We start from the raw sequence: 26,276 nt of genomic DNA on the forward strand, positions 1-26,276 counted from the left end.
CATCGTGAATCGACTCTTTATCGCTGCCATGCTCGGCACCGCCTTTGCGGTGTCCGGCTGCGCAGTCCGGCCACTCGCCATCGACGACGACGCCCATCGCCAGCGCGCGCAGGACGACCAGCATCGCCTGTACGACGACCAGGAAGCATTGACCCAGCCCTTGACGCTGGCCGATGCGGTCGCGCGCGCACTGCGCTACAACATGGACTACCGCACCCGCCTGATGGAAGAGGCGGCGGCCATGGGCCAGCTCGACCTGGCCAACTTCGACCTGCTGCCGCGCCTGACCGCGCAGGCGGGCTATTCGTGGCGTGACAACGATTCGTTCGGCTACGGCTACACGCCGGCCGGCACCATCTCGACCACGCCGTCGTCGGCGGTCGAGCGCACCCACCACACCAATAACGTCACCTTCGCCTGGAACGTGCTCGACTTCGGCCTGTCGTATGTGCGCGCCAAGCAGCTGGCCGACCAGTCGCTGGTGGCCGAGGAACGGCGCCGCAAGGCCCAGCAGAACCTGCTGCTGGACGTGCGTACCGCCTGGTGGCGCGCCGAGGCGGCCCAGCGCCTGCTGCCGCAGATGGACGCGCTGCTGCACGACGTCGACCAGGCCGCCGCCAGGGCGCGCGTGATCGAGACCCGCAAGCTGCTGCCGCCGCTGCAGATCGTGGCCTACCGCCGCTCGCTGCTCGACCTCACCCAGCAACTGGTGCTGCGGCGCCAGGAGCTGGAACAGGCGCGGCTCGAGTTCGCCCAGCTCGTCAACCTGCGTCCGGGCCAGGACTTCCAGGTAGCCGCCGTGGCGGCCGACCAGCCACCCATGCCGCTGCTGAACACCCGTCCCGAGACGCTCGAGGCGCTGGCCCTCGAACACCGTCCGGAGCTGCGCGAGGAAGCCTACCGCGCCCGCATCGGCGACCTCGAAGGCCGCAAGCAGATGCTGGCGCTGCTGCCTTCGCTGGGCTTCGACGTGGGCACCAACTACGACAGCAACCGCTACCTGCTCAACAACCGCTGGGCCTCGGCCGGGATGAACGTCTCGTTCAACCTGCTCAAGGTGTTCTCGATGCCGGCGGTCAAGCGCAATGCCGCCGCCAATGCCCGCATCGACGAATCGCGGCGGCTGGCGGTGACCGCCGCGGTGCTGGCCCAGGCGCGCATGGCGGCGGTGCGCTATGCGCTGCTGAACGACGAGCTGACCGTGTGGAACGACGCGGTGCAGGACGATTCGCGCATCGTCGGCTACCTGAGTGCGTCGAACCAGGCCGGCCTGGAGACCGAGCTCGAACTGATCCGGGCCCGCGCGCGCTGGATGATCTCGAAGGTCAACCGCGACCTGGTGCACGCCAATGTGCAGGGCGCCGTCGGCCGCCTGTACAACTCGCTGGGCATCGATCCGCTGCCGCTCGAAATGGAAAGCAGCGCGCCGCAGGCGCTGGTGGCGGCGCTCGAGGAACGCCTGGGCAAGTGGGAAGCCGAGCACTTCGCGCCGGCCGCCCTGCCGGAACAGCAGCCGGTGGCGCTGGCGCCGGTCGCCGGCGTGCCGAAAGAAGCGCGCGCCGCCTTCAACGACGCCATGGCGCGCATCCTGCGCCTGTCCAAGATCCCGGTGGCGGCAGCCGGCAAGCCGGCCGCGTTCAAGGTCGACACCAGCATCAAGCTGCAGCCGCCTGGCGCCGCCGGCCAGGTGGCGCGCATGACGATTCGCCTGGTTGATGCCACCGGCAAGGTGTTGCTCGAAGCCGAGCAGTCGAGCACCCTGGTGACCCCGATTGGCCAGGACCAGTGGCGCGCGCTGGGCGAAGGCGCCGCCTACCGCCTGGTGACGCCGCTGCGTGGCGCGGCCAGGCGCGCGACCGTCGCGCCAGCCCCGGCGCCGGCCGTCGCCGCAGCCCCGGTCTCCGGCGGCACGCCATCGGCGCAGCAGTTGCTCGGCGCCGCCGACCAGGTCAAGGCGCAGGTGTCGCACAAGATCGACGCCGCCAAGAACAAATAATCCAAGGCTTATCATGATGATCAAACGACTTACTCTCTCCCTGGCCATGCTGTGCGCGGCCTTCGGCGCCCAGGCGCAGACCCCTCCCGCCACCGCCGCCGTCCCGGACGGGGGCGGCGCCTTGCCGGCCCTGATCAGCGCCGACAGCGAAGCGACGCTGTCGGCGCAGATGCCGGGCAAGATCACGAAGATCCGCTATGCGATCGGCCAGGCCTTCCCGGCCGGCGCCGTGCTGGCCGAATTCGATTGCGCCGAGACCCGCGCGCGGCTCGACGCCCAGCAGGCCGAATACCTGGGCGCGCGCGAGACCCACCTGGCCAAGCTCAAGCTGCAGGGCCTGGGCGCGGCCGGCGAACTCGAAGTGACGCTGGCCGCGGCTGCCGCCGAGAAGGCGAAAAGCCTGATTCGCCAGCAGGAAGCACAGATGGCGTACTGCCAGGTGCGGGCGCCGTATGCCGGGCGCGTGGTGCGCCTGAAGGCGCGCGAGGCCGAGAACGTGACCGTCAACCAGCCGGTGATGGAGATCGTGGCCAATGCGCGCCGCAAGGCCGTGGTCCACGTGCCGGCCGCCTGGGCCGCGCGCGTGCGTCCCGGCACCACCTTCACGATCCGCGTGCCCGAGACCGGCCGCGATTATCCGGCGCGCCTGGAGCGCACCAATGGCCGCGTCGATGGCGTGTCGCAGTCGCTCGAAGTCGAAGCCGTCTTCACCGGCAAGACCGACGGCCTGCTGCCGGGCATGATCGGCCAGGCGGTGTTCCCGGACAGCGTCACCAAAGGACGTTGAGGACACCCGCATGAGCGAGCGCAATTTCGCCAGCCTGCTGGCCTTCGAGGGCCGGCTGCGCGGTGCGCGCAGCGCCCACGAGGCCGACTTCCTGGCGGCCAACGAGCCGCATGCGCTGTTCGGCCACGAGCAGACCTTGCTGTGGAAGGCGGGCCCGAACGGCAAGCCGGTACTTGCGGCGGCGTCCGGCCTGTCCGAGGTCGAGCCGCGCTCGCCGTTCGGCCTGTGGTTCTCGAACGCGGTGGCGCAACTGGCCATCGAGGATGCGCCGCGCCGGGTGGCGCCGGCCGACTTTCCGAAAGATGCCGAGAGCGGCGCCGAGTGGATGCCGCAGCACCTGCTGCTGGTGCCGCTGGTGGCGGCCACTGGCCAGCGCGTCGGCGGGCTGTGGATGACGCGCGCCGAACCGTGGGGCGACGACGACCTGCAGCTGGCGCAGTGGGTGGCGCAGGTATTGGCGCATGCGCTGTGGGCCTGGGAGCGGCGGCGCTGGACCCGCATCGTGCCGGCCGCCTGGCGCGGCCTGGGGCGCGGCAGGAAGCGCGCGCTGCTGCTGGCGCTGCCCCTGTGCCTGTTGATCCCGGTGCGCCTGTCGGCGCTGGCGCCGGCCGAGGTATCGCCGGCGCGCCCGCAGCCGGTGACGGCGCCGATCGACGGCGTGGTGGCGCAGGTCCTGGTGGCGCCCAACCAGCGCGTCAAGGCGGGAACGAAGCTGCTGGAGCTGGACGATACCGCGACCCGCAACCGCCTGCTGGTGGCGACCAAGAGCCTCGACACGGCGCGCGCCGACCTCGCGCGTGCGGCCGGCAAATCGTTCGGCGACGACGCCTCGAAGGCCGAGCTGCAACTGCTCGAATCGCGCGTGGCCGAGCGGCGCGCCGAGACGGTGTATCTGCAGGAACTGCTGGCGCGCCTGGCGCCGACCGCCCGGTTTGATGGCATCGCGCTGTTCGCCGACGCCGACGAGTGGCGTGGCCGCCCGGTGCAGACCGGCGAGCGCCTGATGACGCTGGCCGACCCGGCGCAGGCGCAGCTGACGGTCTACCTGGCGCCGGACGACGCCATCGCGCTCGACCCGGGCGCCGAGGTGCGCGCCTACCTGAACGTGGCCCCGCTCAGCTCCTACGCGGCCAAGGTGACCCAGGCCTCGTACGAGGCCGGCACCAGCCCCGAGGGCACGCCGGCGTATGTGATCAAGGCCGCCTTTGCACCCGGAGAGACGGTGCCGCGGCTGGGCCTGAAGGGCACCGCGAAAGTGTACGGAGAGTGGACGGTGCTGGGGTATTACATCCTGCGCAAGCCGCTGCGTACCTTGCGGCGCACGATCGGGATTTGAGTACCCGAGTCACACCCACCACCAACTCGCGCACGTCGTTCCCGCGAAGGCGGGAACCCAAGTACGTAATGCAGTTGCCAGCTCACGCGTCATTGGTCACGCATGCAAACTTGGGTTCCCGCCTGCGCGCACTAGCGTCCGGAATATTTATTCGCGAAGTAAGCATGTCCTTCCCGCGCTCGCCGGGCGCCTTGGCCGGAATCCAAGTAACGTCATAGAATGCTCATGCGCAGGCATAGCCTCAGCCTGTATCGGAGCGCGATGTTTGAGCCGCTGGTCCGCTGCAGTTGGGTACACGCCTGCGCGGGTACGACGTGTATTTCGCTATAGAGGGTCGCCTTTTCGGGATCCGAATTTGTTCCGGACACCAGTGCGCCTGCGCGGGAACGACGGGGTGAGGCTAGCGGGAAAACGATGTGCGTTGGTTACGCACGATCAGAACCCCGTCTCGCGCACCAGCACCGACAACGCATGCGCCAACCCACCGGGCGCCAGCGCATCCCACCCTGCCTGCACCCGCACCGTCCCGCGCATCACCGCCGGCGTCGCCACGGCGCCGTCCTGCGGTTTGATGCGCACCCGGTACAACGCTTCGTGCGCCACCAGTTCGCCGTCCTGGGTACGGGTGGCGGCGACCGCGCCGCCGTTGGTGGAGGCCAGCAGCGGCGGCACCTGGCGGCCGGCGGCCGGGTCGATCGCGACCACCGCGCCGCGCAGCACTGGCGACTCCGGCAGCTCGGGATAGAACTTCACTTCGTCGCCCACCGCGATCGCGCGCAGCATCTGTTCGCCGACATAGGCGTCGATCTCGACGCCCTCGCTGGCGACCACGCGCAGCAGCGCGTGGCGCGGCTGCACCCAGCTGCCCGCCACCAGGCCCGGCATCAGGTCGCGCACCCGGCCGGCGTGCGGCGCCAGCACCACCAGCCGCGCCAGCTGCTCGCGCGCGCCGGCTTCGTCGGCCAGCGCCTCGCCCAGTTCCTGTTCCAGCACCAGGCGCCGTTCGCGCTGGGTGGCATTCGCCGGGGTGCGCGCCAGTTCCTCGCGCAGCGCGCCAGCGCGCAGGCCGGCGCGGGCCAGGCGGCTGTCGAGTTCGGGCGCCTCGAGCCGCAGCAGCGGGGCGCCGGCGGCGACTTGCCGGCCATCGGCCACCAGCACCTCGGCCACGCGCGCCGGCATCGCCGCATACACGGCGCTGGCTTCGACGCCACGCACCAGGGCCGGCACGCCGAGCTGGCGCGCCACCGGGATCGTCCACAGCAGGACCAGCACGGCCAGGCCGAGCAGGGCCCAGGCGCGCGGACGCAGCCGCCATTCGGGTCGCTTTTCCATTAAAACCTTCCACTCCGCGGCGAGCGGTTTCAGGATGAACCAGCCGATCTCGATCGCCATCAACAGGATGCCAAGCAGTTTGAAGAACAGGTGATAGACCATCAGCGCGATGCCGATGAACAGCACCAGGCGATAGGTCCAGGTGGCCAGCGCGAAGCCGATCAGCCAGCGCCGCATACGCGGGCCCATGGTCGGCTCGCTGTCCGGCTCATGTAGCCCAAAGAAAGTGCGGCGCAGCGCCGCCCGCGCCAGCGCCGAGCTGCGCTCGTGCAGGTTCGGCAGGTTCAATGCATCCGACAATAAGAAATAACCGTCGAAGCGCATGAAGGGGCTCAGGTTGATCGCCAGCGTGATCAGCCACGACGTGGTCGCGAGCAGGAACAGCCCGCTGCGCACGATGCCATCCGGCCACAGCGCCCACGCCAGCGTGGTCCAGCAGGCCAGCGCCAGCTCGGCCGCCATGCCGGCGCTGGCGATCGCGAAGCGGCGCGCGGGCTGGGCCAGCTTCCAGGTTTCGCCGGTATCGGTGTACAGCACGGGCCACATGACCAGGAAGGCCACGCCCATGGTCGGCACCCGCAGGCCCATGCGCTTGGCGGTGTAGGCGTGCCCCAGCTCGTGCAGGATCTTGGCGAAGGTGGCGGCCACGCCATACGACAGCAGGCCTTCGAGGCTGAAGAAGTAGGAGAAGGAACCGGCCAGCGCATCGGCCTGGCGCGTGGCCAGGTACAGGCCGAGCAGGCCGGCGGCCAGGGTCAGCAGCAGGAAGGCGCGGGTGAACAGCGGCGCCACGCGCGGCAGGGTCGCGGACAAGAACCGGTCGGGGTGCAGCAGCGGCAGCCGGAAGAACAGGTAGTTGTGTACCGCCTGCTTCCACCACGGCGGCCGGGCGCCGGCCACGCGCTGGCGCAGCGCCTCGCGGCCGGTGTCGTCGCAGGCCACCAGCTGGTGCTGGCGCAAGAAGTCGAGCAGGGCCTCGACGTCGGCGGGCAGCGTGTCGAGCGGTGTCTCGGCCGCCGTCTCGGCGCTCAGCTCCTCGAACGTGGCGCCGGGCTGCCAGCGGCTGAGCAGCTCGAACTCCATCCAGCCCAACTCGAAAAAGCGATTGCGCACCGGATCGTGGATGCGCCACGACGGCGCCCCGTCCGGATGGGGCGGGGCGGGCAGCAGCTGGAGATCCTGGCGCAGCGCGGGCAGCAGGCTGGGTGCGGGCGCGCTGGCAGGTGTCGGGAGGACGGCGGAAGAAAGCATCGCCGAGACTGTACCGCAGGTCCCGGCGCAAGGTCAAAACGGCGTGCCGCATGGGGCGGCAAACCGTTGTTTGGCATCTACTGCGGCGCCTGGCCGCCGCGCCGGTTGACGACCAGCAGCTGGCCGTCGCCGCTGCCCGCGCGTTCGGCCACCTGCACCGCCGCGCGTCCCGGGCCGGTGACGACGATGTCGGTGCGGCCGGCCGTGAGCCGATTGCCGTCCAGGGCGCCCGAGCCGCTCAGGCGCGCATGCACCTGGTCGACCCGGCCGCCGACCTCGGCGCCGCCCGGGCCGTCGGAGATCAGCGCGAAGCGCTTGCCGTCGATGTCCGCTTTCAGGCTGCCAGAGCCGCGCAGCTCGGCTTCCAGCGTGTCGGACACGTGGGCCAGCTCGACGCCGCCCGGGCCGGTGCTCTTGAGCGTCGCCTTGCCTACTTTCAGATCGGCGCCGTCGATGTCGCCCGAGCCGCTCAAGGTGGCCTTGAAATCGGCTACCGTGCCGGCAAGCAGGGCGTCGCCCGGGGCGTCCATGCGCAGGGTGGCGGCCTGCGCCCGCAGGCCGCGCGCGCTGAAGTCGCCCGAACCCTTGATCTCGGCCTCGAGATGGGTGATGGCGCCGCCGACGCAGGCGCTGCCCGGCCCGCGTTGCTGGGTGCTGACACGGCTCGCGGCCAGCTCGCAGGCATCGAAGTCGCCGGAACCGGCGATCTCGGCGCGCACGTCAAGGCTGCTGCCGCGCAGCCGCATGCCGCCCGGCCCCGTGAGGCGCGCATCCAGCCGCGCCAGGCGCAGGCCGTCGGCTTCGAGGTCGCCGGACCCCGTCATTTTCACCTGCAGCGAGCCGTCGATATTGGCCAGCCGGACGTCGCCCGGGCCGTGCATGGCCAGGTCGACCTGGCCGGCGCGCACGCGGTGCAGGTCGGCGTCGCCGCTGCCGCCCACCCGCAGGTCGAGCTTGCGCACGGCGCCCGAGGCCTGCAGGTCGCCGGGGCCGTCGACGTCCACGGCGATGCGCTCGCCGTTGACCTGGTCGAGCGTGACGTCGCCGCTGCCCGCCATCTTGAGGCTGGCCAGCTGCGGGACGCCGATGTCGATGGTGACCGTCTGGCGCCGCTTGCCGAAGCCGAACTGGAACACGCGGTTATTTGCAGGCCGCACCACCAGGGTGTCGCCGCGCACGAAGGTCTCGACCTCGTCGAGCTGCTCGCGCTCGCCGGAGACCTTCAGGCCAGAGCGGCCCTGGGCGTCGATCGTGACGTCATAGGGGCCGTGCAGCTCGATGGCGCTGAAGGCGCCAATGCTGCGCTGTTCGGTGATCCGCTTGGCCGGCGTGTCGGCCTGGCTGGTGTCGATCGTGAGCAGCAGGGTGCCGATGGCGGCAGCGACCAGGGTGGTTTTCAGGACGGTGTGCATATTGTTCTTGGTCCGAAGTCGATGGAGAGACTGAACGATAGGCCAGGCGCGCCATTGGCGCATGATGAAAACGACAAAACGGTGGATTCGGGGGCTCAAGTGCAGCTACACGCGACGAACCGTGCGGGAGTGTCATAATGTCGGGATTGTCGAAGGAGGGGATCGTGATGCGCCATTCGCGCTCGAGTCTGTTGCGGGCCGCCAGGGTCTTGCCGCTGTTGGCAGGCATCGCCAGCGCCGGCGCCATGGCCGCGCCCTCGACCTTCGGCCCCGTGATCGGCAGTGCGCTGCTGTGCCGCAGCCACCTGGACAACCGATATTTCCACGCCTACCTGACCCAGGCCTTCGGCCCGGCCTACAAGCGCGAGGGCGGGGCATGGTGGTTCAAGGCCGAGGCCACGTTGTGGGGCGCGCAGGTCAATGAGGTGATGGTCAGCGACGATAGCAGCAGCCTGGTGTTCGTGGCCGCCGTCCTCGATACCAAGCCCGAAGAACTCGAAAAATCGGTGCGCGCGGAGGCCGGCGTCGCCTTCCAGCCGGCCGACGCGTCGCGCCATCCTTTGCGCAAGTCAAACCCGGGCAGCACGATCGCCTACGCCAGGGACAAAAGCAAAATATACTGCGCGAAGTTCAAACCGCAGCCACCCGGCCGCTAGACCGCATGTACAACCATTATTTCCAGCTGAAGCACGCCCCGTTCTCGATCGCGCCCGACCCGCGCTACCTGTTCATGAGCGAGCGGCACCGCGAGGCGCTGGCCCACCTGCTGTACGGCATCGGCAGCGGCGGCGGCTTCGTGCTGCTCACCGGCGAGATCGGCGCCGGCAAGACCACGGTCTGCCGCTGCTTCATCGAGCAGGTTCCCGAGAACTGCCGCCTGGCCTATATCTTCAATCCGCGGCTGACGGCGCAGGAGCTGCTGCAGACCGTGTGCGAAGAGCTGCGCATCGCGCTGCCGCCGGATGCCGCGGGCGCGGATGGCGTCAAATCCTATGTCGATGCGATCAACCGCTACCTGCTCGCATCGCATGCCCAGGGCCTGAACAATGTGCTGGTGATCGACGAGGCCCAGAACCTGTCGAGCGAGGTGCTCGAGCAGTTGCGGTTGTTGACCAATCTCGAGACCAGCGAACGCAAGCTGCTGCAGATCATCCTGATCGGCCAGCCCGAGCTACGCACCATGCTGGCGCGGCCGGAGCTCGAGCAACTGGCCCAGCGCGTGATCGCGCGCTACCACCTGGGGCCGTTGTCCGAGAACGAGACCGGCGCCTATATCGCGCACCGGCTGGCGGTGGCCGGCGCCGCCGGGATGCCGTTTCCGCCGAACCTGACGCCGCTGGTGCACCGCCTGTCGCACGGCGTGCCGCGCCGCATCAACCTGCTGTGCGACCGCGCGCTGCTGGGCGCCTATGTCGAGAACAGCCCGCAGGTCACGCGCGCCATCCTGCTCAAGTCGGCCGAGGAGGTCTTTGCCGGCGAGCCGGCGGCGCGCAAGCCCGTGCGCTGGCCGTTGCTGGCGGGCGGGGTGTTGGCTGGCGTGGCGATCGGCGCTGCGGCCTGGCAGATGCTGCCGCTGCACGATGCCAAACCTGCGGTGGCGCAGGCGGCGCCGGTCGCCGTGAAGCAGGTGGCGGCCAAGCCGGCCGCGGCCCCGCAGCCGGCGACGCCGCCGGCCGCGGTGGCCGGCGCCGGTTTCGCGACCGGCGCCAGCGAGAACGAGGCGCTGCGCGCGCTGGCGGCGCTATGGGGGCCGTCGTTCGCCGACATCGCCGGATCGAATCCGAAGGCGACCTGCGAGGCGGCGCTGCGCGCCAACCTGCGCTGCCACCAGGGTCGCGGCGGCCTGTACGAACTGCGCCTGCTCGACCGGCCGGCGGTGGTCACCCTGCACGACGGCCCGCGCACCGGCTACGCGGTGCTGGTCGGGATGGACGCCGCCAGCGTCACCCTGGCGGTGGACGGGCGCCGCGAGCGGGTCGCCATTCCCGCCTTCGTGGCCCGCTTCGGCGGCGAGTTCACCACCCTCTGGCGAGTGCCGGGGGCGTTTCGCGACGTGGTGGGGCAGGGCGACCGCGGCCCGGACGTCGACTGGATCGCCCAGCGCCTGGCCGGCCTGAACGAGGCTACCGCGCCGGCGCTCGACCAGCCGCTCGATGCGCGCACCAAAGAGTGGCTGCGCGCCTTCCAGGCGGCCCAGGACCTGAAGGCGGACGGCGTGGCCGGGCCGCACACCTATATGCGTCTCAACCAGCTCTCCGGCGTGGCCGAGCCGCGCCTGCTGGCGGCGGCCACGACGGGGACGGGAAACTGATATGTCGTACATCCTCGAAGCACTCAAGAAGGCCCAGGCCGAACGCCAGCTGGGCAATGCCCCGACCATCCACGCGCCGCCGCCCATGTACGCGGCGCCGGAGCGGGCGGATGGCGGCAAGCGGCGCTATCTGGCGATCGGCGTCGGCGCGGGCGTGTTGCTTGCGGCGGCTGCGCTGCTGTGGCTGCGCCAGGGCGCCGACCAGCCGGTGCGGCTGGCGCAGTCGCCCGCGCCTGCGCCAGTACCGGTACCCGCGGCCGCACCTGCGCCAGCGCCCGCGCCTGTGGCGCCACCGGTAGCGGTGGCCGCGCCGCCTGCCGTTCCGGCCCCGGCGCCGGTCGTGCGCGAAGCGGTGCCCGTGGCTGCGAAGCCGACACCGGCGCCAGAGAAACCGAGCGCGCCGCCGGCCGAACCGGCCCGGGTGGAGCCGGCGCCGGCGCCGGCCGCAGCGCCAGTCCCGCCGGCCGGCGAGGAAAGCCTGCGCAGCTTGCAGCAATTGCCCGATGCCTTGCGGCGCGAGATCCCGCCAGTGACCTTCGGCGGCTATATCTATTCGCCGACCCCGGGCGAAAGCCTGCTGCTGGTCGACAAGACGCTGCGCCGCGAAGGCGACGAAGTTGCGCCCGGCCTGGTGCTCGAGCGCCTGACCCCGAAAGCGGCCGTGATGAACTATCGCGGCACCCGCTACCGTGTCGCCTACTGAGCCGGGGCCGGGCCCGGTGCTGGGCGTGGTGGGGTGGTCGGGCAGCGGCAAGACCACCTTGCTGGAAGTCCTGGTCGCGCGCCTGTCGGGGGATGGCTTGCGGGTGAATATCGTCAAGCACAGCCACCATGACATCGAGCTCGAGCCGCCGCGCAAGGACAGCGCGCGCCTGCGCCAGGCCGGGGCGGCCGAGGTGATGATCGCCTCGCCGTACCGGATCGCCATCATGCGCGAGTTGCGCGCCGCGCCCGAGCCGGCGTTGGACGAGTTGCTGGCGCGCCTCTCGCCGGCCGACCTGACCCTGGTCGAAGGCTATAAATGGGAAGCCTTGCCCAAGCTCGAGGTGCACCGTCCTTCCCTGGGCAAGCCGGCGCTGTTCCGCAACGACGCCACCATCCTGGCCGTCGTGTCCGACGTGGCGCGGCCGTTGGAGTTGAGCGACCGGCTCGCCTGGCTGGACTTGAACGACCCGGATGGGGTAGTGGACTGGGTATGCGCCTGGTTAAATAATCGGCCTCAAGTTTTGGTCGATGAGACCGTTAAAGACTGACAAGTCTTTTTCTGGAGAGGTATATGGACGTCACGAATATTGCCAAGCTTTCAACCAGCATGGCTGAAACCGGTATCCGTCATGAAGTAGGCGTGTCCATGCTCAAGAAAGCGATGGATATCGAGGTGGCGTCGGCGGCCCAGCTGATCCAGTCGCTGCCACCAACGCAAAACCTGCCAGCCCACCTGGGCAACACGATCAACACGAAAGCCTGAGCAGGTTTCGCGGTACCGGCGGCGTGAACTAAAGCGCGAAAGCCGGATCGAAGATCACACGATATTGTGTGCTGCTATAAAAAACCCGGCGACGAAGCCGGGTTTTTTATGGGCCACGTTCAGTGGAAAGCGCGCAGGATGCGCGCTTCGCCCGACCGGTCGTTGTAGCGGTCATTGGCGGAGCGGGTGGCGGCCATCATGCGCTCGAGCTGCGCGTCTTCGAAGCGGGACAGTTCTTCATTCGCCGCTTCCAGGGCAAGCGACAGCTTGGCGCGCGCATTCTGGTACAAGGCGCTGGAGTAATGATCGGTATTCTTGAGCAGCTCTTCCGCGTTTTCGATCACGAGTCGCAAGTCGCCGATCAATTGCTCTTGCGTTTGAGCACGGTGTTCCGGGGTTTCCATCGCCTTCACCTCTAAGCCGTTAGCTGACGTCTTAAAATATAAACAAGGAAGCCCCGCTCTGTTTGTTAGTGCGCAAACATAAGCCGCCGTTCCGGCGCTCTATTTCTTCGCACGAGAAGCCCATCGTCGGGCTTCCAACAGCCTACTGCACGGTGATGCGCAGGTCGCCGACCGAGACGGTCTGGCCACTGCGGATTTTCGCCGTCTTGCGCAGCTCCTGTTTACCATCGACCGACACCACGCCGCTGGCGACCATGTTCTTGCCGGCGCCGCCGCTGTCGACCAGGCCGACCAGCTTCAGCAGCTGGTTGACCTCGACGAATTCTGATGTCAAATCGAAAACTATTTTTTGCATTCTATCCTCGGGGTGGTGATGGCGGCGTACGATTGATGAGGCCGCTTAATTGGACGGGCGCGCAGGAGCGCGCCGTCCGTGATGCGCAGGTCAGGCCGGGTCCGGACGGGTCATGTCGATCGGCACGATCCACTGGTCGAACTGCTGTTCGTCGACGAAGCCGCTCTGCAGGGCGGCCTGGCGCAGGGTCAGGCCGTCCGTCGATGCCTTCTTGGCGATCTGCGCGGCGCGATCATACCCGATGTGCGGCGCCAGCGCAGTCACCAGCATCAGCGATTTTTCCATCAGCTCGCCGATGCGGGCGTGGTTGGGCTCGATGCCCTGGGCGCAATGCTCGTCGAAGGAGCGCATGCCGTCGGCCAGGATGCGCGCGCTTTGCAGGAAGTTATGCGCGATCATGGGCTTGAACACATTGAGCTCGAAATTGCCCTGCGAGCCGCCGACCGTGATGGCGACGTCGTTGCCGAACACCTGGCAGCACAACATGGTCAATGCTTCGCACTGGGTCGGATTGACCTTGCCCGGCATGATCGAGCTGCCCGGCTCGTTCTCGGGGATGGTGATCTCGCCCAGGCCGGAGCGCGGGCCGGACGCCATCCAGCGCACGTCGTTGGCGATCTTCATGAGGGCCGTGGCCAGGGTCTTGAAGGCGCCGTGGGCGGCGACCATGGCGTCGTGGCCGGCCAGCGCCATGAATTTATTGGGCGCGGTCTTGAACGACAGTCCGGTGCGCGAACCGAGTTCGGCCGCGATGCGCGGGGCGAACTCGGGGTGGGCATTCAGGCCGGTGCCGACGGCGGTGCCGCCGGCGGCCAGCAGCAGCAGGCCGGGCAGGACAGACTTGAGCTGCTGCTCGGCATACTCGAGCTGGGCCACGTAGCCGGAGAATTCCTGGCCCAGGGTCAGCGGCGTCGCATCCTGCAGGTGGGTGCGGCCGATCTTGACGATCGGCTCGAAGTCGCGCGACTTGCGCAGCAGGGTGCCGCGCAACTGGGCCAGCGCCGGCAACACGTCCTTGGCCAGGGCCCAGGCGGCGGCCACGTGCATGGCGGTCGGGAAGATATCGTTCGACGACTGGCCCATATTGACGTGGTCGTTGGGGTGCAGCATGCGGCCTTCGCCGCGCTCGCCGCCGAGCAGTTCGGAGCCGCGGTTGGCCAGCACTTCGTTCATGTTCATATTGCTCTGGGTGCCCGAGCCGGTCTGCCACACCGCAAGCGGGAATTCGCCCGGATGGCGGCCGTCGAGCACTTCGTCCGCAGCCCGGATGATGGCGTCGGCCTTGTCGCTGGACAGTTTACCCAGCGAGCGGTTGACCGCCGCCGCCGCGCGCTTGACCTGGGCCAGCGCCGCGACCAGCTCGGGCGCCATGCGCTCGGTCGAGATGTGGAAATGGTGCAGCGAGCGCTGGGTCTGCGCACCCCATAGGCGATCGGCCGGCACATCGATCGGGCCAAAGCTGTCCTTCTCAATCCTGTTTTCCATAGACTTTCCTGTTATGCGAGGGGCTGGGATTAAAGAGTTTATCGCAATGTCCGTTAATTACGCTTGGGCTCCTCTCTTGTTATTCCTTATGGCTAGCCGCCTCCCCTCGATCATCATTTGCGCGCTGCTGTGCGGCGCGGCCGGCGCAGCCGAACTGGGCGAAGCGCAGGTGCGCTCGTACCTCGGCCAGCAACTGGTGGCCGACATCGAGCTGACCGCGCTCGACGCTCCCGCCACCCCGGTGCAGGCGCGCCTGGCGCATCCGAACGTCTACCGCGGCGCCAATATCGGCATGCCGCACGTGCTGTCGACACTGAACATGACTGTGACGCAGCGCGACGGCCGCCAGTTCCTGCACGTGACGTCGCTGGCCCCGGTTGAATCAAGCCGCCTGCATCTGTACCTGGAATTGTTCGATGGCGCCCAGCGCAATGTCCGCCTCGTCACCTTGCTGATGGCGCCGGATCCGAATCCGCCGCCGCCGCCCCCGACCGTACTGCTGCCGGCCAGGATCGTGCCGCCGGTGGCGCTCGAGGCGCCGGCAGCGGCGCCGGTCGTTGCCAAACCGCCGCCGCGGCCACGGCCGGCGCCGCCACCCAGGCCGGTCGTCGTCGCGAAGGCCGAGGCGCCGCCGACACCCGAGCCGAAGCCCGAGCCGAAACCGGAATCCAAACCCGCACCGAGGCCGGAGCCGGTAATGAAACCGGAGCCGAAACCCGCCCCGGAAGCGCCGACCTTGCCGCTGGCCGCCACGGCGCTGCCGGCTGCCTGCGCGCCGGCGCCCGACGTCGACCGCTCGACGGTCTGCGCCGCGCTCGATTACAAGAACACGCAGCTGCGCGAACAGATCGGTCAGCTGGAAGACAAGGTGAGGGTGTTGCAGGTGGCGCTGGGCGCCAATCCGGCCTCGGTCAGCCAGCCGCGCGCTGGTGGCCCGGAGCAGCCGCGCCAGGCCCGGCGACGTGCGGCGCCCGAACCGGAGGCGGCGACGCCCTGGGGCTGGATCGCCGGCGGCCTCGGCGCCGTACTGGTGCTGGCCGGCGGCGCGCTCGTGCTGCTGCGCCGTCGCCGGTGGGCAGGGCGGATCCAGCCCATGCCCGGCGTGCCCTTGATGACCCGCTTGCGCCAGCGTTTCTCGAGGAAGAAATCGCCTCCGGAGCCGGTCGAGCCGAAGCTCGAGGAAACTGAACAGGAAATGTCTACACAAGTTTGATTTTGGGATATACTGGACTTGTGATCGACAAGGTCACGGACGGCGCAGGGTCTGGCGTAGCCACCACCGATAGCGTGGCGCGGAAAGCAGACGACCGTTGATGAAACGCCTGTGACCGGAAGCAGTTCATTTGCCTACAGCGGCGGTGAACGCCGGGAGCAACCGGCAAGAGGCGACGCCAGCAGATAGCTGGGGCTCGCCCTCCCACCCCATTCGCGGCCGAGCCCCTGGCTCGGCGGCACCAGAAGCGCCCGATGGGCGCTTTTTTTCATTCGTGTTTGCAGCGCTGGGCAACAAAAAAGGCACCCGCAGGTGCCTTCGTTCAGGATTCGCCAGGAATCAGTGCGCTTGCAGGGCGCGGTCCAGCTGGCCATCGAATGGTTCGGTGACGTCGCGGATCGCACGGTCGTTGACCATCAGCTGCTTGAGCAGGTCGATCTTGCGCAGGCGCTGGGCGCCTTCCAGGGCTGGCACGCCGGCGGCGGCGCTGCGCGCTTCGACCTTGGCTTCCACGTTCAGGTTGGCGAACTCGTTCCAGTCTCCGGCCTTGGCGGCATCCGCCATCTGACGGGTCAGGCCAGCCAGGTTGTCGTACATCGCGAGGACTTCGTTTGCGTTCATATTGCCACCAAAACAATGAAACTCAGGCCGGATTGCCGGTTGTCTGGTCTTTTACGGCAGGGTTTTTAGGAACTTTAGGGTTCCGGCTAAAAATTTTCGATTTTTTTTTGACGGTCCGGGAAGGAGCACCGTCCGCCGCCGGCTGGCATACTGTCGCCATGAACCATGACCACGATCACGACGCGCCGCTCGACGACATCGCGCGCCGCACCCTCGCGCACTACGACCGCAACGCCGACTCCTTTTTCGCCGGCACGATCGACCACGACGTCAGCCAGAACATCGCAGCCCTGCTGGACGCGATCGAGACCCCAGGGGCGCACACCATCCTCGACCTGGGTTGCGGCCCGGGGCGCGACCTCAAGACCTTCAGTGGGCTCGGCCACCGCGCCATCGGCGTCGACGGCAGCGAGCGCTTCGTCGCCATGGCGCGCGAGTACAGCGGCTGCGAAGTATGGCAACAGGATTTCCTGCACCTCGACTTGCCCCCGGCGATGTTCGACGGCATCTTCGCCAACGCCGTGCTGTTCCACGTGCCCAGTGCCGCCTTGCCCCAGGTGCTGGACCGCCTGTTCGCCGCGCTCAAGCCGGGCGGGATACTGTTCAGTTCCAACCCGCGCGGCGACAACCAGGAGGGATGGAATAGCGCGCGCTACGGCAGTTACTACGATTACGCCACCTGGGAGCGCTACCTGCTCGCAGCCGGCTTCAGCGCACTGCACCATTACTACCGCCCGGCCGGCTTGCCGCGCGAGCAGCAACCCTGGCTGGCCAGTGTGTGGAAAAAACCTGTTTGTTAAGCGTCGAACAGAACCGCCTGGAAGTTACCCCTACGATCAAGGCTCATCCACGTAACGGGCAAGGAGATTGCAATGAACAAGGATCAAGTCAAGGGCAAGGCCAAGGAAGTTGGCGGCAAGGTGCAGCAGAAGGTCGGCGAAGTCGTCGGCAGCCGCCAGCAACAGAGCGAAGGCCTGTCGAACCAGGCTGAAGGCAAGGCGCAGAAGAAGGTCGGCGATGTGAAGGAAATCGCCAAGGGCAATCGCTGATCTGCCTCGCGCTCCAGGACAAAGCCGCGCAATCGCGCGGCTTTGTCGTTTTTTGGGCCCAGCGTCGGCCCAGTTCTTCGGCTCAGTCCGCCCCGGCGCCTTTCGCCGGTCTGTCCCCTAGTACATCTTCTATGTACAGCATCTTGACCAGCACCGACAGCACGGCGGCCAGCGGCGTCGCCAGCGCGACCCCGGCAAAGCCGAACAGGGTGCCAAAGATCAGTTGCATCACGATCACCAGTGCCGGTGGCAACTCGATCGCCTTGGCCTCGATCATCGGCTGCAGCACATAACCCTCGAGCATATTGATTGCCGCGAACAGCAGCAAGGCATACATGGCCAGTTCCGGGCTGATCGACAGCGCCAGCAGCACCGCCGGCACGCCGGCCATGATCGGGCCGAGATAGGGGATGAAATCGAGCAGGCCGGCGATGACGCCCAGGATCAGCGCCAGCGGCACGCCCAGCAGGCTCAGGCCGATCGCGGTAGTGGTGCCGACGATCAGCATCGACAGCGCCTTGCCGACCAGCCAGTTAGCCAGCGAATCGCCCACTTCGTCGATGACTTCACGCGCCCGGCCGCGCTTGTGCTGCGGGATCAGACGGATGAAGCCGCCCGTGTACACGCCCGGCGTGGCGGCAAAATAGATGCCGACGAAGATGATGATGACGACATTGCCGAGGGCGCCCAGGATGCCGCTGAAGAACAGGCCGGCATTCGGCGCCATGGAACCCAGTTGCTTGGCGATGTCTTCCGGCGGCGGCAGTTCGGACACGATGCGCTTGATCAACGGATGTTGTTCGACCTCGCCCTGCAGGCGCTCGATGGCGGCCGGGATTTCCTTCGCCAGCTGGGTCGATTGTTCAGAAATCTGCGGCGCCATGGCCCAGCCGCCCAGTCCGATGATGGCGCTCAACAGCAGCACGACAATGCCGAGCGCCAGCTTGCGTTTCATGTGGAAGCGCCGATGCATGATCTCGCTCAATTTATAGAGCAGGATCGCGAACAGGATGCAGGCGAATACCAGCAGCAACGCGTCGGCGGCCAGCACGACGGCTGCCAGGCCGAGGATGAACAGCACCGCGATGCCGTTGACGAGCGTGACGCGGCGCGCCAGGCGGCGCTGGGCCAGTGGTGCTTCATGGGCTTCGTGGCCTTCTGGCGCCGCGTCCGTATTGTTGTTATTCATGGAGGTTCTCTTCTTGAGCGGCAAGCCGCGTTGCCAAAAGATTAGCATTTGGTCCACAAAAATGTCGCGCGGCTGGGGCTGGATGACTGTGTGCGTGTGCTAACGGATGAGCAGGCGCGAAAGGATTATTCTGAACTCATCGTATGGCCATCCCGGCATGCATTACTCAAGGAGAACACCATGAACAAGGACCAAGTCGAAGGCAAACTGAAAGACATCGGCGGCAAGATTCAAGAAGGCGCCGGCAAGATGGTGGGCAGCACCGAACAGCAGGCCAAGGGCCTGGCCAACCAGGCCGAGGGCAAGACCCAGGAAGCCTATGGCGACGCGAAAGAAGTCGTGAAGGATGCCGTGGACGAGGCGAACCGTCCAAAGCCACGTCCGTAAGTGTCGAGTCCCGTTTGATCATAAACTCGTTTAACGAATAATGGACCTGAACCATGCGCGTCTACCAATTCCGCCACGTGGGCGTTTTCTGTACTGCCTTGCTGCCAACTGCTTTTGGTGCCCACGGAGGGACTCGAACCCCCACACCTCGCGGCACATGGACCTGAACCAGGCGCGTCTACCAATTCCGCCACGTGGGCGGTGTCAGTACTGCCTTGCTGCCAACTGCTTTTGGTGCCCACGGAGGGACTCGAACCCCCACACCTCGCGGCACATGGACCTGAACCATGCGCGTCTACCAATTCCGCCACGTGGGCACTGCTAACTAACTCTGCTACAATAGCAGGCTTTGTCATTTTCCGCTAGATCAACATTTCCTGATCATCACGCCAAACGCACTGCCTTAGTTGCTATTCCATTGCTATTTCACTGCTGTTTCTTCGCTTCGTCGTTACCGCCGTTGCTGAAGAGAGCGAGATTATAGCGGATCATTTTCAATAGTCAAAGACCCGCGATGAAGTTCATATCGCGGTGACGCACAAGTTTCCAGGATGTCCGGCAGCACGCCACGTTAGGCGAATCGGATGGACCTCCGTTACACTACGCCTGTCAAGGTGTCAATCAAGCATGACGCCGCCTTTCATTCATGAGCGGCGCTATTACTGGCCAAAGAAAAAAAGAATCGATTTGAAGCAACCTACTCATACCATTCCAAGCCGCGAGGAAATCCTCGCCATCTTCCGCGACGCTGCCGAACCGCTCGATGCGGCCGGCCTGGCGCGTGCCCTGAAGGTGAAGCCCGCCGCCCAGGAAGTCCTGGGCCGCCGCCTGAACGCCATGGAGCGCGACGGCCAGATCCGCTCCGACCGCAGCGGCACCTATATGCTGGCCGACCATTCCGCCTTCGTCGCGGGCAAGGTGGCAGCGCATCGCGACGGCTTTGGATTCGTGATTCCGGACGAGCCAGGTCCCGACCTGTTCCTGTCCGACCGCGAGATGCAGAAAGTGCTGCACGGCGACCGCGTGATGGCGCGCGTGACCGGTACCGACCGCCGCGGCCGCCCCGAAGGCTCGATCGTCGAGGTCGTCGAACGCGCCAATACGCACATCATCGGACGCCTGCTCAATGAAGGCGGCGTCTGGATCGTCTCGCCCGAAGACCAGCGCATCAGCCAGGACATCCTGGTATCCGGCTCGCCGGGCAAGGCGCGCGCCGGCCAGGTGGTGAGCGTCGAACTGCTGGAGCAGCCGGGCCGCTTCCAGAAGCCGACCGGCCGCATCCATGAAGTGCTGGGCGAACTCGACGACCCCGGCATGGAAATCGAGATTGCGGTGCGCAAGTTCGGCGTGCCGCACGTGTTCTCGGCGCCGGCACTCAAGCAGGCCGCACGCCTGCCGAACGAAGTCATCAACGCCGACCTGGCGGACCGGGTCGACCTGCGCGACGTGCCGCTGGTGACCATCGACGGCGAAGACGCGCGCGACTTCGACGATGCCGTCTATTGCGAGCCGGTCAAGATCGGCCGCACGAAAGGCTACCGCCTGCTGGTGGCGATCGCCGACGTCAGCCACTATGTGAAACCGAACGACGCACTCGATGCCGATGCGATCGAGCGCAGCACCTCGGTCTATTTCCCGCGCCGCGTGATCCCGATGCTGCCCGAGAAACTGTCGAACGGCCTATGTTCGCTGAACCCGGCGGTCGACCGCTGCACCCTGGTGTGCGACATGGTCGTCACCGCCGACGGCGAAGTCACGGCCTACCAGTTCTACCCGGCGGTGATGCACTCGGCCGCGCGCCTGACCTATAACCAGGTGGCCGACATCCTGGCCGACACCGATGGCGAAGAAGCCAACGCGCGTCCGGGCATCGTGCCGCACCTGCTGAACCTGAACGACGCCTTCCGCGCGCTGCTCAAGGCGCGCCAGGAGCGCGGCGCGATCGATTTCGAAACGACCGAAACCTATATCGTTTGCAATGCGCTGGGCAAGATCGAAAAGATCATCCCGCGCACCCGCAACGACGCGCACCGCCTGATCGAAGAGTGCATGCTGGCCGCCAATGTGTGCGCCGCCGACTTCCTGCTGCGCCACAAGCATCCGGGCACCTTCCGCGTGCACGCGGTGCCGACCGAAGAAAAGCTGAACCAGCTGCGCACCTTCCTGAAACAGGTGGGCCTGAACCTGGGCGGCGGCAACAAGCCGACCGCGCGCGACTACGCCACCGTCATGCAGCAGATCCGCGAGCGGCCCGACGCCGCGCTGTTGCAGACCATGCTGCTGCGTTCGATGCAGCAGGCGGTCTATAGCCCGGACAACGTCGGCCACTTCGGCCTGGCCTATGAGGCCTACGCCCACTTCACCAGCCCGATCCGGCGCTACCCCGACCTGCTGACCCACCGCGCGATCAAGGCGATCCTGCTCGGCAAGCGCTATGAACCGAAGGGCATCGAGCTGGGCAAGCTGAACTCGACGCAGTCGAATTCGGCCCGCAAGCAGGCGGCCAAGGACAAGCTCGAAGGCAAGGCGCCGAAGAGCGAGAAGGACCTGACGATCTGGGACGCGCTCGGCGTGCATTGCTCGGCCAACGAACGCCGCGCCGACGAAGCCTCGCGCGACGTCGAGAACTGGCTCAAGTGCTTCTTCATGCAGGACAAGATCGGCGAGGAGTTCACCGGCACCGTGGCCGGCGTGACCACCTTCGGCATCTTCGTGCAGCTCGACGAGCTGTTCGTGGAGGGCCTGGTGCACATCACCGAACTGGGCGCCGATTACTTCCAGTACGACGAAGCGCGTCACGAACTGCGCGGCGAGCGCACCGGCCAGCGCTACCAGCTGACCGACCGCGTGACGGTCAGGGTGGCGCGGGTCGACCTCGAGTCGCGCAAGATCGACCTGACGCTGGCGTCGGCGCCGGCTGTGCCCGAGGCAGGGGAAGATGCGGGCCGTAACAAGCAGGGCCGCAACGAAGGCCGGAATGATGGTCGCAACGATGGTCGCAACGACAGCCGCGGCAACGGCGGCAAGAAATCGCGCGGCGGCCGTTCGCGCGGACCGAAGCGCGACGTGCCTGCCGTGGTGGAGGCGCCGACCCCGCTCGAGCGCGCCCGCCAGGTAGCGCAGGAGGCGATGGAAGTGCCGTCGAAGCCGCCGAAATCGCGCAAGGCCCGCGCCAAGGCGAAGGCGGAAGAGCGCGCGAATGCGGCTGCGCAGGCGCCAACGCCGGCCCCGACACCAGCACCGACGCCGGTGCCAACGCCGGCCCCAACGCCAGCACCAACGCCGGCACCGGCGCCCGTGGTCGAGCAGCCGGCGCCAGCCGCCCGCAAGCCACGTGCGACCAAGGCCGCTGCCAAGCCTGTCGTCGAGGCAGCGCCGGTTGCCGCTCCTGCCGCAAAGCCAAAGGCAAGGAAAGCACCGGCCAAGACCGCAGCCAAGGCCGAGCCAGTCCCGGAGCCGGCTGTCGCGGCGCCGGTCAAGGCTGTCGCGGCCAAGAAACCTGCAGCCAAGAAACCAGCGGCCAAGAAAGCGGTCGCCACCAAAGCGGCTGCACCTGCACCGAAAGCGGCAAAGGCCGCGGCCAAGACCGCACCTAAAACCAGCAAGAAAAAAGCACCTGAAAGCGATTGAGAAGTAGCAAATGAAAAATAAAATGATTTTCGGTTTCCACGCGGTGACCTCGCGCCTGCGCCACGAAGCGCAGTCGGTCGAAGAGATCTTCGTCGATGCCGAGCGCAATGACGGCCGCATGAAGGACCTGATCGCCAACGCCAAGGCGGCTGGCGTGCGCGTGATGCCGGTCGACGCTGCGCGCCTCGACAAGATCACCGGCACCCGCCGCCACCAGGGCGTGATCGCCTTCGCCAGCCAGCTGGCGCTGGCGCGCAACCTGGACGAGCTGCTCGATGCGATCGACGGTCCGCCACTGCTCCTGATCCTGGACGGCATCACCGATCCGCACAACCTGGGCGCCTGCCTGCGCGTGGCCGACGGCGTCGGCGCGCATGCCGTGATCGTGCCGAAGGACCGTGCGGTGGGCCTGAACGCGACCGCCGCCAAGGTCGCCAGCGGCGCCGCCGAGACCGTGCCCTACATCACCGTGACGAACCTGGCGCGCACCATGCGCGAGCTGAAAGAGCGCGACATCCTGCTGATCGGCACCTCGGACGACGCCGAGCGCGGCCTGTACCAGGCCGACTTCACCGGCCCGGCGGCCCTGGTCATGGGTTCCGAAGGCGAGGGCATGCGCCGCCTGACGCGCGAGACCTGCGACGTGCTGGTCAATATCCCGATGTTCGGCTCGGTCGAGAGCCTGAACGTGTCGGTCGCCTCGGGCGTCTGCCTGTACGAGGCGCGCCGCCAGCGCATCGCGCGCGAAGGCTGATCGTCCAGTAGCAACGGCCTGGAGCCCTCTCCAGGCCGGCTTCCCCGCATTACCACTCCCACAAGCAATTCACCTCCGGATCGGCTACCATGAGAGCCATTCCCACCCAAGCACCATCATGTTTTTCTCACGACTGCGCGAAGACATTCGCAACATCATCGAGCGCGATCCCGCCGCCCGCAACGGCTGGGAGGTACTGACCTGCTATCCGGGCCTGCACGCCATCGTCGCCCACCGCTGGGCCAACGCCTGCTGGCACCTGGGCTTCAAATGGCTCGGCCGCTTCATCTCGCACCTGGCGCGCATCTTCACCGGCATCGAGATCCACCCGGGCGCCACGATCGGGCGCCGGGTCTTCATCGACCACGGCTTCGGCGTGGTGATTGGCGAGACCGCCGTGATCGGCGACGACTGCACCATCTACCAGGGCGTCACCCTGGGCGGCACCACGCTGGTGGCCGGCGCCAAGCGCCATCCGACGCTCGAGCGCGGCGTGATCGTCGGCGCCGGCGCCCAGGTGCTGGGCGCCTTCACGGTCGGCGAGTACGCCAAGATCGGTTCCAACGCGGTGGTGGTCAAGCCGGTGCCGGCCGGCGCCACGGCGGTCGGCAATCCGGCCCACCTGATCCAGAAAGAAGACCAGTCGCGCAGCGCGCGCATGTTCGCCGCCTATGGCGTCACGCCCAACGGCGACGACCCGCTGTCGAAGGCCCTGCGCGGCCTGATCGACCACGCCGCACGCCAGGACGAGCAGATCGAGCGCCTCACCGACACCATGCGCGCCGCCGGCCTGTGCTGCCCGCGGGTGCAGGAGGGTGATAAACTCGACTCGGAACAACTGAACCGCTTGGTAGATTAAAGGAAACGCATGACGAATGAGACGACTGGCGGCCTCGATGCCGCAGCCGTGCTGGACCCGGTCGAGCTGCGCGTGCTGGCCGTGCTGGCCGAGAAAGAGGCGCTGACGCCCGATAATTATCCGATGTCGCTGAACGCGATCGTCAATGGATGCAACCAGCTGTCGAGCCGCGATCCGGTGATGCAGTTGAGCGACGACGTCGTCCTCGACACCCTGCAGCGCCTCACCGAGCGCAAGCTGGTGAACGCCATCTCGCAGGCCGGCGCGCGGGTGGTGAAGTACGAGCACCGCATGCGCATCAAGTGGACGCTGGAGCAGGACAAGCTGGCGGTACTGACGATCCTGATGCTGCGCGGCCTGCAGACCGCCGGCGAGATCCGCACCCGCAGCGGCCGCATCCACGAATTCGCGAGCGTGACCGAGGTCGAGACGGCGCTGCAGTTCCTGATCGACAAATACCCGCCGCTGGTGGTCAAGCTCGAGCGGGCGCCGGGCACCAAGGAATCGCGCTATGGCCAGCTGCTGGGCGGCGAGATCACCATCGTTGCCGGCAGCGAGCAGACCGCGAGCGGTGCGAGCGGCCTGACCCAGGGCGGCCGCATCGCCCAGCTTGAGGAAGAAGTCGCCGCGCTGCGCGGCGACATGGACGAGCTCAAGGCGCAGTTCGAGGCGTTTCGCCAACAGTTCCAGTAGGCGCCTCGGCCGCACCGGCGGCAGGCGCCTCGAACTCCAGTTCGACCAGCGCCTCGTCGCTCCACGACAGGTCGTGCAGGGGCGCCATGAAGCTGCGCTTGCGGGACTCGAGCAGCGCGCTGCGATTGCCCTCGTGCAGGATGGCGCGCACCAGCGGCTCTCGCACATGGAAGGCATAGCCTGCTTTACCATCGTCGAGGAAGGTGCACCAGTCGCGGCTGCGCAGCAGGCCATTGATGGTCAGCGTCCACATCAGCCCGATCTCTTCCTTCGCGATCGCCACCCACACCTTGCATTCGAGCCGCAGGTCACCCAGCCGGCGCACGTTGTCCGGCAATCCCGGGGTGCGCACGTGCGGCTGGATGCGGTAGCGGCTCTTCTTCTGGTTCAGCACCAGGTCGCTGTTCGCGGCTTGCGCTGCGTCGCTGCGGGGCACCACGTACTCGCCTCGTTCATCCGGCGCGATCGGCAGGACGAAACCGTCGTCGCCTTCCAGCCGCACGCGCAGGACGGCGTCGGACGGAGCATCGCGCGGCGGCTGCACGCGAAAGTGCAGGGCGTCGACGCCGGGGGCCAGGTGACGATGACGGTCGAAGGCATCGAGTCCGGCCAGGATCGACGTGTACTTGCGCACTTCGGGATCGCGCACCGCATTGACGTCGATGGTGTCCGGATTGTCCGGTGCGCTGCGCTCGGCCGCTGCGGCGGGACCGGCGCCGAGCAGCGCGCCGGCCAGCAGGATGGGCAAGATGCGCCTCACGTTCAACCTTCGTCGCGCCAGCGGCGCAGCTGGATCGCGCCGTAGATCATCGCGCAGCCGGCGACCGCCGCAACCCACACCGCGGGCGAGGCGAGGGTGCCGTAGGACAGGCCGAGCAGCATCGGCCCGTCGATGCCGGCGTTCTGTTCGGCCAGCGCGCGGCCATTGACCTCGCCGAACCAGATCCCCGGCATCAGCCCGCCGAGCAGGCGCGCCACCACTTCCTCGCCGAACCACTTGACGTTGAGGCTCAGGCCCGAGAAGCGGCCGACCAGGAAATCGAACCAGGCCAGCAGGGCCAGCGACACCAACGGCACCCCCACCGCCCACAGGAAGACCTTGGAGCGGGCCCAGCTCGACACCAGCAGCAGCCAGCCGACGGTCGGCAGCGCCCACAGGATGTACAGCGGCAGGAAGCCCAGCAGGTAGAGCGGCGACAGGTAGAAGTCGGCATTGGCCAGCACCGGGGCGATCAGGTTGATGCCCTTGATTGCGCTGGCCAGCAGCCCGATCACCAGCAGCACCAGCGAGGTGGCGATGCCGATCGCCACCGTCAGCAGCGGCGCCACCACCAGCGCGACCGCGGCCTTCGACAGCACCGTCTCGCGGTCCGACATCGGCAGCGACTTCCAGAACAGGATACTGCGGTCGCGCCGGTCGTCGTGCAGGGCCGCCAGGCAGTAGAAGAAGGCGACCACCGGCAGCACCAGGAACAGCGGCGCCGTGATGGCCAGGTAGCTCGAGGCCGCGATCGCCGCCGCCCTGGCATACATCTCGGGCGGGACGCCTTCGATCGTGATCACCTGCTGGCCATTGGCCTGGATGTGGAAGGCGCCGCTCGAGGCCATCGCATACAGGAAGCCGCCGCCGAGCAGCAGCACCAGGGCCACCGCCACCGCCAGCGGCGCATAGACGAAGGCGCCCCTGTGTTCCCACAGCTCGCGCCGGATCAGCCATCTCATTGTGCTCATTCGCGTGCTCATT

24 protein-coding genes, 2 tRNA genes and 1 pseudogene are annotated in these 26,276 nt (G+C 67.4%); 16 read left to right on the forward strand and 11 right to left on the reverse strand.

What is annotated here, in order from left to right; all coding sequences use genetic code 11:
- The first annotated feature begins 4 nt into the window (after positions 1-4).
- Genes Q9246_RS18345 through Q9246_RS18355 form a run of 3 tightly spaced genes read left to right on the forward strand, consistent with a single transcriptional unit; the run spans position 5 to position 4,119 of the window.
- Positions 5-1,996, forward strand: coding sequence for a TolC family protein (locus Q9246_RS18345; protein ID WP_306392144.1), 1,992 nt, complete (start codon positions 5-7; stop codon positions 1,994-1,996).
- 13 nt (positions 1,997-2,009) lie between these two features.
- Positions 2,010-2,783: an efflux RND transporter periplasmic adaptor subunit gene (locus Q9246_RS18350; protein ID WP_306392145.1), complete on the forward strand. Its 774-nt coding sequence runs from the start codon at positions 2,010-2,012 to the stop codon at positions 2,781-2,783.
- Positions 2,784-2,793: 10 nt separating this feature from the next.
- On the forward strand, positions 2,794-4,119 hold the full coding sequence (locus Q9246_RS18355) for an HlyD family efflux transporter periplasmic adaptor subunit (RefSeq protein ID WP_306392146.1): 1,326 nt from the start codon (positions 2,794-2,796) through the stop codon (positions 4,117-4,119).
- Positions 4,120-4,554: 435 nt separating this feature from the next.
- Here Q9246_RS18355 and Q9246_RS18360 read toward each other — a convergent pair whose 3' ends face one another.
- Together Q9246_RS18360 and Q9246_RS18365 are read right to left on the reverse strand one after the other, a co-directional pair.
- Positions 4,555-6,702, reverse strand: coding sequence for an HlyD family efflux transporter periplasmic adaptor subunit (locus tag Q9246_RS18360; RefSeq protein ID WP_306392147.1), 2,148 nt, complete (start codon positions 6,700-6,702; stop codon positions 4,555-4,557).
- A 77-nt stretch (positions 6,703-6,779) separates the two neighbouring features.
- Positions 6,780-8,114, reverse strand: a complete 1,335-nt coding sequence (locus tag Q9246_RS18365) for a GIN domain-containing protein (RefSeq protein WP_306392148.1) — start codon at positions 8,112-8,114, stop codon at positions 6,780-6,782.
- A gap of 137 nt (positions 8,115-8,251) precedes the next feature.
- Between Q9246_RS18365 and Q9246_RS18370 the strand changes: the two genes are divergently transcribed.
- The 5 genes from Q9246_RS18370 to Q9246_RS18390 are packed head-to-tail and all read left to right on the forward strand — an operon-like array spanning position 8,252 to position 11,893.
- Positions 8,252-8,770 carry a hypothetical protein gene (locus Q9246_RS18370; RefSeq protein ID WP_306392149.1) on the forward strand — a complete coding sequence of 173 codons (519 nt, stop codon included), beginning with the start codon at positions 8,252-8,254 and terminating at the stop codon, positions 8,768-8,770.
- Between the two features lie 5 nt (positions 8,771-8,775).
- A complete protein-coding gene (locus Q9246_RS18375) occupies positions 8,776-10,425 on the forward strand; it encodes an ExeA family protein (protein WP_306392150.1) in 1,650 nt (549 codons plus the stop codon).
- Between the two features lies 1 nt (position 10,426).
- Positions 10,427-11,128 (forward strand): general secretion pathway protein GspB, encoded by a 702-nt coding sequence (locus Q9246_RS18380; protein WP_306392151.1) that lies wholly within the window; start codon positions 10,427-10,429, stop codon positions 11,126-11,128.
- A complete protein-coding gene (mobB, locus tag Q9246_RS18385) occupies positions 11,115-11,678 on the forward strand; it encodes a molybdopterin-guanine dinucleotide biosynthesis protein B (protein ID WP_306392152.1) in 564 nt (187 codons plus the stop codon). The genes Q9246_RS18380 and mobB overlap by 14 nt, the downstream gene beginning before the upstream one ends.
- A gap of 23 nt (positions 11,679-11,701) precedes the next feature.
- Complete coding sequence (locus Q9246_RS18390) at positions 11,702-11,893, forward strand: YjfB family protein (protein WP_306392153.1); 192 nt, start codon at positions 11,702-11,704, stop codon at positions 11,891-11,893.
- A gap of 119 nt (positions 11,894-12,012) precedes the next feature.
- Here Q9246_RS18390 and Q9246_RS18395 read toward each other — a convergent pair whose 3' ends face one another.
- The 3 genes from Q9246_RS18395 to fumC all read right to left on the reverse strand — a co-directional run bounded on the left by Q9246_RS18395 (position 12,013) and on the right by fumC (position 14,137).
- Positions 12,013-12,297 (reverse strand): DUF883 family protein, encoded by a 285-nt coding sequence (locus Q9246_RS18395; RefSeq protein WP_306392154.1) that lies wholly within the window; start codon positions 12,295-12,297, stop codon positions 12,013-12,015.
- A gap of 142 nt (positions 12,298-12,439) precedes the next feature.
- Complete coding sequence (locus tag Q9246_RS18400) at positions 12,440-12,652, reverse strand: RNA-binding S4 domain-containing protein (RefSeq protein ID WP_208278350.1); 213 nt, start codon at positions 12,650-12,652, stop codon at positions 12,440-12,442.
- A gap of 90 nt (positions 12,653-12,742) precedes the next feature.
- Positions 12,743-14,137 carry a class II fumarate hydratase gene (gene fumC, locus Q9246_RS18405; RefSeq protein ID WP_306392155.1) on the reverse strand — a complete coding sequence of 465 codons (1,395 nt, stop codon included), beginning with the start codon at positions 14,135-14,137 and terminating at the stop codon, positions 12,743-12,745.
- An 88-nt stretch (positions 14,138-14,225) separates the two neighbouring features.
- Here fumC and Q9246_RS18410 point away from each other — a divergent pair, with 88 nt between their 5' ends.
- Positions 14,226-15,350: a FimV/HubP-related protein gene (locus tag Q9246_RS18410; RefSeq protein ID WP_306392156.1), complete on the forward strand. Its 1,125-nt coding sequence runs from the start codon at positions 14,226-14,228 to the stop codon at positions 15,348-15,350.
- A 339-nt stretch (positions 15,351-15,689) separates the two neighbouring features.
- On the opposite strand, the gene Q9246_RS18415 is transcribed toward Q9246_RS18410, so the two are convergent.
- The gene (locus Q9246_RS18415; protein WP_306392157.1) at positions 15,690-15,971 is read right to left on the reverse strand and encodes a flagellar protein FliT; all 282 of its coding nucleotides are present in this window, start codon (positions 15,969-15,971) and stop codon (positions 15,690-15,692) included.
- Between the two features lie 158 nt (positions 15,972-16,129).
- On the opposite strand from Q9246_RS18415, the gene Q9246_RS18420 reads away from it, so the two are divergent.
- Together Q9246_RS18420 and Q9246_RS18425 are read left to right on the forward strand one after the other, a co-directional pair.
- Complete coding sequence (locus tag Q9246_RS18420) at positions 16,130-16,771, forward strand: class I SAM-dependent methyltransferase (RefSeq protein WP_306392158.1); 642 nt, start codon at positions 16,130-16,132, stop codon at positions 16,769-16,771.
- 72 nt (positions 16,772-16,843) lie between these two features.
- Positions 16,844-17,020, forward strand: coding sequence for a CsbD family protein (locus tag Q9246_RS18425; protein WP_306392159.1), 177 nt, complete (start codon positions 16,844-16,846; stop codon positions 17,018-17,020).
- A gap of 82 nt (positions 17,021-17,102) precedes the next feature.
- Here the strand turns inward: Q9246_RS18425 and Q9246_RS18430 are convergent, their stop codons facing one another.
- Positions 17,103-18,209 carry an AI-2E family transporter gene (locus Q9246_RS18430; RefSeq protein ID WP_306392160.1) on the reverse strand — a complete coding sequence of 369 codons (1,107 nt, stop codon included), beginning with the start codon at positions 18,207-18,209 and terminating at the stop codon, positions 17,103-17,105.
- Between the two features lie 180 nt (positions 18,210-18,389).
- Here Q9246_RS18430 and Q9246_RS18435 point away from each other — a divergent pair, with 180 nt between their 5' ends.
- A complete protein-coding gene (locus Q9246_RS18435; protein ID WP_306392161.1) occupies positions 18,390-18,596 on the forward strand; it encodes a CsbD family protein in 207 nt (68 codons plus the stop codon).
- Between the two features lie 115 nt (positions 18,597-18,711).
- Here the strand turns inward: Q9246_RS18435 and Q9246_RS18440 are convergent.
- Both Q9246_RS18440 and Q9246_RS18445 read right to left on the reverse strand, forming a co-directional pair.
- Positions 18,712-18,796: transfer RNA gene (locus tag Q9246_RS18440), tRNA-Leu, on the reverse strand.
- 32 nt (positions 18,797-18,828) lie between these two features.
- Positions 18,829-18,913: transfer RNA gene (locus Q9246_RS18445), tRNA-Leu, on the reverse strand.
- Positions 18,914-19,283: 370 nt separating this feature from the next.
- On the opposite strand from Q9246_RS18445, the pseudogene rnr reads away from it, so the two are divergent.
- The 4 genes and pseudogenes from rnr to Q9246_RS18465 form a co-directional block, all read left to right on the forward strand.
- Positions 19,284-21,522 (forward strand): annotated as a pseudogene (gene rnr / locus Q9246_RS18450) (ribonuclease R); the annotation flags it as partial.
- Between the two features lie 714 nt (positions 21,523-22,236).
- Positions 22,237-22,980, forward strand: coding sequence for a 23S rRNA (guanosine(2251)-2'-O)-methyltransferase RlmB (rlmB, locus tag Q9246_RS18455; protein WP_306392163.1), 744 nt, complete (start codon positions 22,237-22,239; stop codon positions 22,978-22,980).
- Between the two features lie 118 nt (positions 22,981-23,098).
- Entirely contained in the window at positions 23,099-23,839 is a 741-nt protein-coding gene (gene cysE, locus Q9246_RS18460) for a serine O-acetyltransferase (protein WP_306392164.1), read from the forward strand.
- A gap of 9 nt (positions 23,840-23,848) precedes the next feature.
- Positions 23,849-24,532, forward strand: a complete 684-nt coding sequence (locus tag Q9246_RS18465) for a YceH family protein (RefSeq protein ID WP_306392165.1) — start codon at positions 23,849-23,851, stop codon at positions 24,530-24,532.
- Here the strand turns inward: Q9246_RS18465 and Q9246_RS18470 are convergent.
- The gene (locus Q9246_RS18470) at positions 24,492-25,292 is read right to left on the reverse strand and encodes a hypothetical protein (RefSeq protein WP_306392166.1); all 801 of its coding nucleotides are present in this window, start codon (positions 25,290-25,292) and stop codon (positions 24,492-24,494) included. The two genes, Q9246_RS18465 and Q9246_RS18470, sit on opposite strands and share 41 nt — an antisense overlap.
- Positions 25,293-25,294: 2 nt before the next feature.
- Positions 25,295-26,263 carry a hypothetical protein gene (locus Q9246_RS18475; RefSeq protein ID WP_306392167.1) on the reverse strand — a complete coding sequence of 323 codons (969 nt, stop codon included), beginning with the start codon at positions 26,261-26,263 and terminating at the stop codon, positions 25,295-25,297.
- Between the last annotated feature and the right edge of the window lie 13 nt (positions 26,264-26,276).

It is taken from the genome of Telluria beijingensis (assembly GCF_030770395.1).
Taxonomy (GTDB): Bacteria; Pseudomonadota; Gammaproteobacteria; order Burkholderiales; family Burkholderiaceae_D; genus Telluria; species Telluria beijingensis.